An 11290-nucleotide genomic window follows, 5' to 3' on the forward strand; every position below is an offset into this window, starting at 1 on the left:
TAATCGAAATTCAAATTGACCCGTCGGGCAAAACAGGGGCATAATGGCATCATGACAGCGAACGTCCCGCGAGCGGCCCTGCGCGAAAAGCCGGGTGGCTTCAATGCGGCGACGATGCTAGGTAGCCACAGTTTTTTTCCGATTTTGCGGGTTCAAGACGTTGCTGGACGGACTGTACAAGGTTGAATACGGCGTCAACGATGCGTTCGGCCGCAGCATCATGTGCCTGCATGACGGCAAGATGCTGGGCGGCAATTCGGGCTTTGCGCATCTTGGCACCTATGTTGAGCGCGACGGCGAGATCATCGCCGAGGTCATCACCGAGCGGCATAACCAGGATCCCAACTACAAACCGCTGATGGGCGCCGACGTCGCCTCGATCGGGGCGCGCGGCCGGCTGTACGGCAACCAGATCCGCCTTCAGGGCAGCGCGGACACGATGCCGGGCGCCAATTTCTGGGCCAATCTCACCCCGCTCGACGACGAGGCGCTGCCGCCGAGCGGAGCAGTCGGTCCGGGCGGGATCGCCAACGGGCTCTATGGGATGAGCCTGCGCGCGCTCGATGGCGTGGATGCCGGACTCTCCGGCGTGATGCTGCTGATCGATGGCCGCATCCTCGGCGGCGATGCGTTCTTCTACTATCTCGGCTCCTATTCCTCCGCGGACGGCCGCTGGAAGGGCGAGATGCTGAACCAGGAGCACACGCCGGCGAAAGGCGAAAATCCCGTCTTTGGCGGCTTCGAGGTCGGGATCGGCTTCTCAGGAACCTGCACGGCCGATAGCGGCGAGCTCGAAGGTATCGCACTCGCCGGCAAGCGCAGCCTGCGCCTTGCGGCTTCGCTCAAGCTGATGCGGCGGGCGTAGGGCGTCTGCTCACAGCGCCACGGCTGGATCAACCGGTGTGCTCGCGTTGAAATCCAGATAGATCGGCCGCATCGTCGCAGTCATTTACCTTGCTCGTTGTGGCTAAGCTTCAGCCAGGGCAATTGCTCGTTGGCGAAAAAATGCTTCCTCGGCTGGAGCTCCGCCGCCCGGTCGAAGGCACCGACGTGATAGTGCGTCTCCGTCGGAAAGTGCACGGTAGCGCAGGTCAGCGTCGAGCCGCAGCGGGCACAGAAACCGCGCGTCGTTCCCGGCGATGATTTGAACGTCGTGATGGCGCCTTCGGTCACGTGACAGAGTCGTTCTCGAACCCGACGAACACGCTAACGGGCGCCGGAATGGCGGCGGCAGCTATCGCAGTGACACCAGAAGATTCCCTTCGGCCGGCCTCGCGCCTCGAAACGCACCGCCCCACAAAGGCAACGTCCAGAAAAGGTTTCGCTCACGTTCGTGCTCCGGGCCTGACTTCCATAGCGACGAATACTATCGCCCCCGAGAGGAAAGTGAGCGCGCCGATCGCTCCGATCGCCCAGGCCATGCCGAACAGGTCGGCGATGATGCCGGCCGATAGCGCCCCGATCGCGTAACCGAGATCGCGCCAGAAGCGATAGACGCTGAGTGAGCGTGCGCGCCAGCTTGGATGCGAAGCGTCGGACACCGCAGCGATCAGGCTCGGGTACACCATGGCCGTACCAAGTCCGAGAAGCAGGCTGCCGACCAGCCACCATTCGAAATGGCTTGTTGCAGCGCTCAAGAATAGACCCACGGCCTGGACCCACATGCCGGCCACGATCAAGCCCTTGCGGCCCCACCGATCAGAAAGAGGGCCCGTGGCGATCTGCAGGATGCCCCAGGTGGCCGGATAGACGGCCTTCAGTATGCCGATCCGGTCGACGGGGAGGCCGAACGAGGCGAAGAACAGCGGAAAGATGCCCCAGCTCATTCCATCATTCAGATTGTTGACGAGCCCAGCCTGCGACGCGGCGAATAGATTGCGATCTCCGAACGACGTGAGGACGAATATCTCCCTGAAGCTGATTGGGGACGCTTGACGCGCATGCGCTGCGGTCTCCAGCCGAACGTGCTCGCGTGTGTCGCGCACCAGCAGGATCGATAGCACTGTGCCTAGAATCGCGTAGGCAACGCCGAGGTAGATCGGTGCCGGCCGCAGTCCGTATTTCGAGGCAAGATATCCAGTGAGGAAAGCGGTCACGCCTACCGCGAGATAACCGGCGAACTCGTTCAGGCCCACGGCAAGTCCCCGCGACTTCGGTCCGACGAGATCGATTTTCATGATTACCGTCATCGACCAGGCAAGACCCTGGTTGATGCCGAGAAGGGCGTTTGCTGCGATGACCCATCCCCAGCTCGGCGCCCACATGATCATGAGCGGCACCGGCAGGCCGACGAGCCAGCCGAGGATCAGAACACGTTTGCGTCCCCAGGCGTCGGCGAGCTGGCCGGAGATCAGATTGGCGCAAGCCTTCACGACGCCGAAGCTGACGATGAAGGAAACGACGAGCGTCGTCGAACTGATCCTGAATTCCTCGGAGCCGATCAACGGCACGACTGTCCGCTCGATCCCGACCATCCCGCCGACGAAGGCGTTGATCAGGACGAGCAAGGCGAACTGCGGCCAGTTCTCTTTCAGCCCCAGTTGGACAGACGAGGCAATCTGTGGGCCAGTTACAGCTTCGGTCATTAGATCAGGCCGCGGCCGCCGCCATGCCTGAGTTTGCCGCCCTGATCCGCGCGGCCTCTGGCGGCGCCGGCGGAATCTCGGTGACCATGAACCGAACAAACTCGGCTTCATCCTCGATCGTGAACGCCTGATTGTGCCGCTTCTCGAAGCCGATCGCGGAGGATGGTTTGCCGCTCAGGCGCCGACCGCAAACCGAGCCCGCATAGGCGCCCGGCAGCACCTCGACGTAGTCAGGAAGCTCCTTCAGCCTGCTCACGCTTCGGAACAGTTGCCTGGCGCCTTCCTCCGCGCTCACGGCAAGTTCAGTGCGGCCGAGATCGCCGACCATGAGCGTGTGACCGGTGAAGACGAACCAGGGTTCGTTGGCGCGTGTTTGGTCCGTAACAAGGATGCAGATGTGCTCGGGCGTGTGACCCGGCGTGTGCATCACCGTCGCCGACACATTGCCGAGGGGAAGAACGTGGCCGTCGCGCACACCCTTGTAGGGAAACGATACACCAGCCTCCGTCGAGAGCACGTACTCAGCTCCCGCTGCGGCGGCGAGCGCCCGGCCCGCTGACAGGTGATCGGCATGGACATGAGTGTCTATGACGAAATGGATCCGCATGCCGGTATTGTCGGCCGCCTGCAGGTAGGGCTGAATATCGCCGACCGGATCAACGACCGCGCCGGCAGCTTTGCCGCCGCAGCCGAAAAGGTAGGAGATACCGACTGGATCGCTATGCAAGAATTGGCGGAGAATCATGGACTTGCACTCCCTCGAGAGATACGCTAGATACATTCAATCAATCTGCTGAATGATATATTGAAGGACCGCCGTGTCAAGCTCAGGACCGAAACAGGAGATCTATGAAAACCTTGCCGAGGTGGCGCAGGCGCTCGGCCATGCTCACCGGCTTGAGCTGCTGGAGCACCTTGCGCAGGGGATACGCACCGTCGAGGAGCTGTCGGCTCGGGCACATCTGACATTCGCCAACACGTCGCGGCACCTGCAGATACTGAGGCGCGCGCGCCTCGTCGAAACGGAGCGTCGTGGCAAGCACATTCTCTATCGCCTCGCTGGCGACGCCGAAGTAGTGACGCTGATCAAGGCGCTGGGTCGGGTCGGTGAACGGAATGTCGCCGAGATCGGTCGTGTTGTGACCGATTACTTCCAAGCCCGTGATGCGCTAGAGCCCGTCTCGCGTGACGACCTGGTCGCGCGATTGCGGGACGATCTGGTTACGTTGCTCGATGTGCGGCCCGAGGATGAGTTCGCGCTGGGCCATCTGCCGGGGGCGCTCAACATTCCTCTGGTCGAACTGGAAAGACGGTTGGGCGAGTTGCCGCAAGGCCGTGAAGTGATTGCGTACTGTCGCGGGCCCTATTGCGTTCTTTCGTTCGAAGCCGTGGCGGCGCTGCGGGCGCGCGGCTATCGCATTCGCCGCCTTGAGGACGGTTACCCGGAGTGGAAGGCCGCCGGCCTGCCGGTCGAATCCGTTGCTTGAAACAGGTCGATCAGGTGCATCATGGATGATAAGCTTCATCGCGCGGAACCCGCGTGGCCGATCGTTGGCGTAAAGGATCACAAGGCGCCCTCGGTGTTCCGACCTGAATCCCTGTTGAGGGAGGCGCGCCGGCAGAGGCAGTTGCCGCTCGTAGCTGTGCCCGAAATCTGCGTGCTCGATCCGGATGGTGACGTCGTCCGTCACCTCAAGCGGACCGGCGCCGGCCGCATCCATGAAGGTTGGGCCTGCTACCACACCGAGCTTCTTGCCTTCGATCTCGACGACATCGGCGAGGTCGGGATCGTCGGCTGCGCGGTCGGGGCACCCTTCGCCGTCCTGGTCGCCGAACAGCTCTTCGCGTCGAGCTGCCGGCTGCTCGTCAGCGTCACCTCGGCGGGCCAGATCAATCCCATCGGACCTACTCCCTATTTCGTCCTGGTCGACCGCGCGCTGCGCGACGAGGGGACGAGTTATCACTACCTGCCTGGCTCGACTTTCGCGGCAGCACCCGACATGTCGCTTCTGGATTGCGTCGAGCGGGCGGGCCGATCGCTGCCGGAGAAACTGCATCGCGGTTCGACCTGGACGACGGATGCCCCCTATCGCGAGACCGAAGCGGCGATCTCGCGAGCGCGCGAACTGGGGACGCTCGCCGTGGAGATGGAAGCTGCGGCGCTCTACGCTTTCGGCACGACGAGCGGCAACTCGATCGTCTGCTTCGCCCACGTCACGAACTCGATGGCGCAGACCGAGGGCGACTTCGAGAAGGGCGAGGCCGACGGCGCCAAGGCCACGCTTGCCGTCGTTGCCGCTGCGGCGCGCGGCTGGCAGAATGACGCGAGGATCTCGGACAACGCTTGAACCGCAGGCAACAAATGCAGCTAGAGTCGACCCTCACGTGTCCGGCGTGTGGCCATCAAGAGATCGAGACCATGCCGACGGATGCCTGCCAGTTCTTTTACGACTGCAGGAGGTGCGGCCTACGGCTAAAGCCCAAGTCGGGCGACTGCTGCGTCTTCTGTTCCTACGGGACCGTTCCATGCCCCCCGATTCAAACGAGCGGGGTGTGCTGTTCGTAGACTAATTGGCCTGTCCGGATCGCGAGACGATCTCCGATTGCGGCGCGGTCAATCAGCGTTCTGCAGGGCGTAACCGCCGTCACTTGGTCGCTTCGATGATGTGCGCCGCTTGCATCGTTTCAGTGGACGGAACGGCATTCTGGATCTCAGGGTAATTGGTAGTCCGGTTCTGGACCCGGATCAGACTTCCGGGCCACTTCTAATATGCCTGAGCGAGATCCGGCGAGCTCTTATCCGGCACGCCGCGAGCGTAGGGATCGGCTCGGTCCTTTGCTCGTTCACCGTTCAGGAAGGCCTGCCTTCCGAAGCAGACAACGGGCCCAGCCGACAATGGCTTACGTTGATGCTTTCGCATCCGGTCGCCTCGCAACGAGACCGTTGCCGACGCATTGCGGCACCGTATCGCCTTTTTGGTTACGCAAGCGGAACTGGCCGCGAACGACTCCGCTATCGGGCCTCGACTTCGACTCGCGCTTTTCCAACGTCATCGCTTCGAGATAGAGATCGTCGCCGGGACGCACTGCGTTGGGCAGCCGCAACTCATCATAGCCCAACCCGGCAATGGCACGTACCGGAGGCTGTAATTCGTTAGTTAGCGAGATGAAGATCGCGAACGTGTGGGCGGCAGATGCCGACAGTCCTCCAAAAACGGAACGAGCAGCAGCTGCCTCATCGATATGGAAGGGCCTCGGGTCATACCGCTTGGCGAACTGAATGATTTCTTCCTTGGAAACAGAATAGGGGCCAGCCTTCTGGCTGTCACCGACCTCGACGTCTTCAAAATATCCATTGGTCATTGATCAAATCCTCTACGCACGGGCTGACGAAAAGGACGGCATAGGCTGACCTTGGGACTATAGCCCAGTGCCGTTTGCCTCTGGCCTTAAGCCGTCATGATGCTCGACGGGCCGACGAAGTGATCGAATAGTCCGGTTGTCGCCCGAATACGAACTCCGGGCGTAGCGTCAAATTGTCGGCTCATCGGGATCGAGCGGCGGCGGCCGGCCAATCGTCCGAGTGGCGCTTTGACCCAATGACGTCGAACAAGTCTGGATGGCCGCCTCGGTCAGCGTGCCCTTGATTCAGAATTGAACCATTGGAACGACGGTGCTATCGTTCAACCGCATCATTCCTCGTTGGTATGATGGTGCGGGCGCGATCAGGCTTACGGACTGGCGCCTGCCATTTGTAATTGGAATACTTCAGCTGGTGCCCCGCCTCCGGACCCATTTCAAAATCGGCCGGGCAATGTTTATTGACGCGTTACCCTCCGAACTTCCCCTTGACTCGGAGGCGGGCATTTTGGGTCAAGCGTACGAACAAATCGATTTTCGACATGTCCATTCTGGAAAGTCGAGCCGATTGCGGCGCGGTCAATCAGCGTTCTGCAGGGCGCAACCGTCGTCACCTGATCGCTTCGATAGTGTGCGCCACTTGCTTCGTTTCATTGGCAGAGGATGCGTGGGCTCAATGTGCAGCTCGCGATGTCCTGCAAAACGAGATGAAGGCGCACAAGCCGCGTCCATCCTATGCGCTCCAACAGCTCAAGTCGGCGCGCGATGTTCCGACGTGGAAGACAATTAGGGTCGGCACCTTTGGCAACTCTGTTGCGCTGCGTAACGTGCTGGACACCATGAGGTGCGGTGTCGGTGGCACGGCTGCCGAAATCCTCGCTCGACCGACCTTCACCGTTGCTTCTAAGACAGCCGAAGTGAAGCTTGTCGTTGTGCGAGTAGCCGAGCTTGGGTTCAAGACGGATACCGTGACTTTGGCCGCTATTTACGCGCGCGCCGGGCAGATCGGCTTTAAGCTCGTCGACGCGGAGGTCGGTCCGCAATTGCGGATTCAGTATCTGGACCAGCCTATGGGCGAATTTCTCACCATCGGAATGAAGCCAATCAAGACGTGGGGCGGCGAACCGACTATTCTGAACGTCGCGAATGGTGGAGCTGAATTAATCCTGATCGGCCAAGACGGGAGGGACGAAGCAGAAAGTGCAGCCACGTCCCGTTTTGTTTTCGCGCGGTCCAACGAACCTGCACCCAGCAACGAACTTGAGAAGGCAGCCGCACTTTCGCCCCCGTGAACGGAACGGCATTCTGGACCTCAGGGTAATTGGTAATCCGGTTCTGGCCCGGATCAGACTTCCGGGCCACTTCTAATATGCCTGATAATATGCCTGAGCGAGGTCCGGCGAGCTCTTATCCGGCACGCCGCGAGCGTAGGGATCGGCTCGGTTCTTTGCTCGTTCACCGTTCGGGAAGGCCCGCCTTACGCAAACCCTCAGCGATGCGCTGAAATTCGGCAAGGAAAACGACGTTATCGGACCACGCAGACCCGTCCTGCAACCAAAGGGCGACGGTGTAATCGGGCCTGAGCCGACGAAGCTCGCCGATGGCGGCAAGAGCTTCGGGCTCATGTCCCGTCCATGCGTTGGCGGCGGCGAGATCTGCGTAGGCAATCCAAAAGGGATTCACTGTAATGGAGCGGCTGCACCAGTCTATCGCTTCATCATATTGAGCGAGATGGCTGTGCGCATGACAGGCATAGAAGTACCATGTGCTTAGGAGCGGATCGCGGGGGCTGAGCTGGATGGCCATTTGGAGTGGGGCAAATGCCTCCGCAGATCGGCCAACACGTATCTTGGCAGCGCCCAGCGCGCCATGAGCCGGGGCGAGACTAGGATTTATCCCGATTGCCGCCATATACTCGCTGACAGCAGCGTCGAGATTCCTGCCCTTGGCCCGTTGGATCTCGCCCTTTACAAAATGTGCCATTGCGTCGCTGGGAAACTGGGACAGAACCTGATCCACCGTTTTCTCAGCGCGCCGCAACTTATCGGCGGGTGCATCGGTCCAACGATAATTGACTTGTATTGCCAAAGTATCTGCCAACCCCACGAGGGCCTTAGGGTAGCCGGGGTCGATCCGCAGTGCGCGCTCGAAGAGGGCACCCGACTCGGCTACCTGTTCGCGCGAATAGGGACGATTGAGCACGGCCAGGCCCTGCATTGTAAGATCGACCGCGTCGGGATTGTTGGGCCGCGCAACCTCCGCGTCGCGGCTTTCGTGGTTAGTCAGCTCGAGATCAAGCCGCCGCGCCAATCCACCCGTGATGACATCCTGAAGCTGCAACGATTTGGACCACTCACCGTCGACGCTCTCCGACCAGATCTGTGCGCCGGTTCGCGTATCGATCAGCCGGGCGTTGATCCGGACAATCGACTCCGTTCGGCGCAGGCTACCGTCGAGGATATAACGGACGCCGAGTTCGCGGCGAACGCGCTTTGGGTCAACGTTCTTATAGGCACGGGCTGTACTCGGCGCGATCACGAAGCTGTCCTCGATCCGCGAGAGATCGGAGCTTAGATCGTCAGCAACACCTTCCGCAAAGTACTCCTGCTCGGGTTCGTTGCTCAAATTCGTGAACGGCAGCACGACAATCGATAGACGATGCTTCACCAATTGTGGCTCATTCCAACGCATGTACCAGTAACCAAGACCGCCGCCAGCCATGAGCAGCAGAAGCGCCATTGTAAGACCCATCCGAGTTCGCCGGTTGTGCGCAGGCCACTGGACAAACGGAAAGCCCGAAACGACCGGCAGCGTATCGGAGAGCTGCGAAGCATAGGCTCGAACTGGGAGAGCAATATTTTTGAGGTTCTGCTCGCCGAGATCTGCGAACTCGACCCCGACCTTGCCACGGACTTGATCGTAGGCGGCGGAAGATATGCAGATGCCGCCAGCCTTCGCGATGCCTTCAAGCCGCGCCGCGACATTCACGCCATCGCCAAAGATGTCATTCGGCTCGACAATCACATCGCCGATATTAATTCCCACACGGAAGACCATGCGCTTGGCTTCTGGATCGTCGATTGTCAGTTCCTTGACACGGGTCTGAAATTGTACGGCAGCTCGAACCGCTTCGACCGCGCTCGGAAATTCCGCCAAGAAGCCATCGCCGGTGTTCTTGACGATGCGGCCATCATGTTCGGCAATTGCCGGGGCGACTGCGTCCGTCAAAAGCGCAGTCAGTTTGGCATGCGTTGCCTCTTCGTCATTGTGCATGAGCCGCGAATAGCCGGCCACGTCGGCGGCCAATATCGCCGACAGCCTGCGCGCGATCCGGGCTGGCCGCTCCTGCACCATCGCCGGCTCTCCAACCCGCTCATTTTTACGACGGATGCGCGATAGTGCCAACCGTGCGATGTCCACCCAGAGCGGTCCCCATCGCTGAAACGTTAGCTGCCCTGACCGATTGTTCAGTGGACGCCTCTATGTCGCCGATTGGCCCGAAGGCGAAGATCGCGATGGCGCCCGGCACGTCAGCAGCCGAGACCGAAGCCGCCTATCCGCGAAGACGCGATCTAGTCGGCTGCTTGAAGGGAAGCGGACGAAAGGTTCGCTCGGCAGATACTTCTGCGTCTGACCCGGACGGACCTGGATGTCGATTTGGTTCGCAGCCCGCTGGCAGATTGCGCTGATGGCAGGGAGTCTTCAGCCGAACCTTGGCGGAGCCATACTCCTGTCGGTCGCCTCTCTCGTTCGCAGATCGAGGAGCGCGTCGCTCTCGATCCATTTGTCGCGGCGGAAGTTGTTACTGCCGAGATTCTCGAGATTGCGCCTTTCACGCATAGGCGACCGCTTGACGGACCTTTTCGCCTGACGCTTGATGATCTGTTGGCGGTAGCAGCTAGTTGGCAGCAGCTGGCTTACGCAAAGAGATCGGTGAATGGCCGAATGCCAATGCGTATGCGCGCGAGAACGCCGCTGGGCTGCCAAAACCCACGCGCCTCGCGACCGACTTGACGCGCTCGCCGCGCTGGAGCTCACGCTGGCCAAGTGTCAGCCGCCACGCCTTAAGATAGGCAGCCGGTGTCGTGCCGGTCACTTTGGGAAACAGAGTCATAAAGCGGCTCCGCGAGAGTCCGCTGATACTCGCAAGCTCCTCGGTGTGCCACGGGCGAGAGGGTTGATCGTGCATAGCGACCAGAGCCTTATGGATCGCTGGGTGGGATAGGCCGGCAAGAAGTCCTGGTCGCGTTGAGCCGATATCGATTGCCCTCCGAAGCACAAGCAAGATGATCACCTCGCACAAGCGGTCGAGAGCGACTTGCCTGCCGCATAGCATGTCCAAGGCCTCGGTTACAAAGGCTGCAGTCAGAGCTTGCAGGGTAGGGGCCTCGCCGAGGGGGATCACGATCCGCTCGGGCATCGCATTCATGAGCGGGTTTGTAATGCCCCCGAACTCGATGGTCGCCGCAGCCAGGATCTCGCCGCCGCGATCGGGCATTGCATCACGGTGGGGGCAGAAGACGACGGTCCTTGCGCAGCCACCCTCTCCAACAACGACAAGGTTTGCGACCGCGTCTCGGGCATCTTTCGCAGCGACCGTCACTGACATTTCAAAGGCATCGAAGAAGGCGGAAAGCCTGTCGCGCCTAGTCGTCACAGGACTCTCAATCATGTTTTTTGGACCATTCACGCTCTCCAGTGTGGCATGAGCTGGATCCAGGAGCAACCGGTCCTGTGCTGCCCCTTGGTCCGTGAAAGGAATCCAAATGCTTATACCTCGCCAGAAAGCGCCGCCCCTTGTCGTAAACACGCTCGACCACGGTCCCTTCGACCTGGCAATTGAGAGCCCAGAGCGCATGTCGCTCGTCTGCTTCTATCGCGGCTTGCATTGCCCGATCTGTGCCAACTACCTGAAGGAATTAGAACGCCTGACGCCGGAATTTGCCATCCGCGGCGTTACCACCGTCGCCATTAGTTCAGATGGGGAGGAGCGAGCCCGCCAGATGGCGGACAAGATCCAAGCCAAGAATTTGCGGGTCGGATATGGTCTGGGACTGAGCGATGCTCGCAAATGGGGTCTGTATATATCAACATCTCGGGGAAAGACCTCGATCGGAATCGAAGAACCTTCTTTGTTCTCTGAACCCGGCGTGTTTCTGATCAGACCGGATCAAACGATCTACTATCTCTCCGTCCAATCCATGCCGTTCGTCAGGCCCAACTTCTCTGAAATGGTCCAGGCGTTGGATTTCGTCATCAAGAACGACTATCCAGCCAGAGGAGAATATAACGGCGCGATTTAAGACGTTGGGCCCGTCTCGATCCCGCAGGCTCGAACGTTAGTG

General features: G+C 60.4%; 11 protein-coding genes and 1 pseudogene. 6 read left to right on the plus strand and 6 right to left on the minus strand.

Annotated features, from left to right (window positions below; all coding sequences use genetic code 11):
* Positions 1-160 precede the first annotated feature (160 nt).
* Positions 161-865 carry a hypothetical protein gene (locus CWO91_RS26330; protein WP_130217613.1) on the plus strand — a complete coding sequence of 235 codons (705 nt, stop codon included), beginning with the start codon at positions 161-163 and terminating at the stop codon, positions 863-865.
* Between the two features lie 80 nt (positions 866-945).
* Here the strand turns inward: CWO91_RS26330 and CWO91_RS26335 are convergent.
* The 3 genes and pseudogenes from CWO91_RS26335 to CWO91_RS26345 form a co-directional block, all read right to left on the minus strand.
* Positions 946-1179, minus strand: a pseudogene (locus CWO91_RS26335) (GFA family protein); the annotation flags it as partial.
* A 146-nt stretch (positions 1180-1325) separates the two neighbouring features.
* Positions 1326-2585, minus strand: coding sequence for an MFS transporter (locus CWO91_RS26340; protein ID WP_130217617.1), 1260 nt, complete (start codon positions 2583-2585; stop codon positions 1326-1328).
* Between the two features lie 4 nt (positions 2586-2589).
* Positions 2590-3330, minus strand: coding sequence for an MBL fold metallo-hydrolase (locus CWO91_RS26345; RefSeq protein ID WP_130217619.1), 741 nt, complete (start codon positions 3328-3330; stop codon positions 2590-2592).
* A 73-nt stretch (positions 3331-3403) separates the two neighbouring features.
* On the opposite strand from CWO91_RS26345, the gene CWO91_RS26350 reads away from it, so the two are divergent.
* The 3 genes from CWO91_RS26350 (at position 3404) to CWO91_RS44500 (ending at position 5151) form a co-directional block, all read left to right on the plus strand.
* Complete coding sequence (locus CWO91_RS26350; protein ID WP_130217621.1) at positions 3404-4072, plus strand: ArsR/SmtB family transcription factor; 669 nt, start codon at positions 3404-3406, stop codon at positions 4070-4072.
* Positions 4073-4213: 141 nt separating this feature from the next.
* Positions 4214-4933: a nucleoside phosphorylase gene (locus CWO91_RS26355; RefSeq protein ID WP_349643591.1), complete on the plus strand. Its 720-nt coding sequence runs from the start codon at positions 4214-4216 to the stop codon at positions 4931-4933.
* Between the two features lie 14 nt (positions 4934-4947).
* Positions 4948-5151, plus strand: a complete 204-nt coding sequence (locus CWO91_RS44500) for a GDCCVxC domain-containing (seleno)protein (RefSeq protein WP_130217625.1) — start codon at positions 4948-4950, stop codon at positions 5149-5151.
* Between the two features lie 335 nt (positions 5152-5486).
* Here the strand turns inward: CWO91_RS44500 and CWO91_RS26365 are convergent, their stop codons facing one another.
* The gene (locus CWO91_RS26365) at positions 5487-5948 is read right to left on the minus strand and encodes a MaoC/PaaZ C-terminal domain-containing protein (RefSeq protein WP_130217627.1); all 462 of its coding nucleotides are present in this window, start codon (positions 5946-5948) and stop codon (positions 5487-5489) included.
* A 539-nt stretch (positions 5949-6487) separates the two neighbouring features.
* On the opposite strand from CWO91_RS26365, the gene CWO91_RS26370 reads away from it, so the two are divergent.
* Positions 6488-7237 (plus strand): hypothetical protein, encoded by a 750-nt coding sequence (locus CWO91_RS26370; protein WP_130217629.1) that lies wholly within the window; start codon positions 6488-6490, stop codon positions 7235-7237.
* Between the two features lie 163 nt (positions 7238-7400).
* Here CWO91_RS26370 and CWO91_RS26375 read toward each other — a convergent pair whose 3' ends face one another.
* Both CWO91_RS26375 and CWO91_RS26385 read right to left on the minus strand, forming a co-directional pair.
* A complete protein-coding gene (locus CWO91_RS26375; protein WP_245471366.1) occupies positions 7401-9365 on the minus strand; it encodes an adenylate/guanylate cyclase domain-containing protein in 1965 nt (654 codons plus the stop codon).
* Positions 9366-9843: 478 nt separating this feature from the next.
* Positions 9844-10443 carry an AraC family transcriptional regulator gene (locus CWO91_RS26385; RefSeq protein ID WP_245471367.1) on the minus strand — a complete coding sequence of 200 codons (600 nt, stop codon included), beginning with the start codon at positions 10441-10443 and terminating at the stop codon, positions 9844-9846.
* A gap of 268 nt (positions 10444-10711) precedes the next feature.
* Between CWO91_RS26385 and CWO91_RS26390 the strand changes: the two genes are divergently transcribed.
* Positions 10712-11248 (plus strand): peroxiredoxin-like family protein, encoded by a 537-nt coding sequence (locus tag CWO91_RS26390; protein ID WP_130217635.1) that lies wholly within the window; start codon positions 10712-10714, stop codon positions 11246-11248.
* The last annotated feature ends 42 nt before the right edge of the window (positions 11249-11290 follow it).

The organism is Bradyrhizobium genosp. SA-3 (assembly GCF_004212635.1).
GTDB lineage: Bacteria > Pseudomonadota > Alphaproteobacteria > Rhizobiales > Xanthobacteraceae > Bradyrhizobium.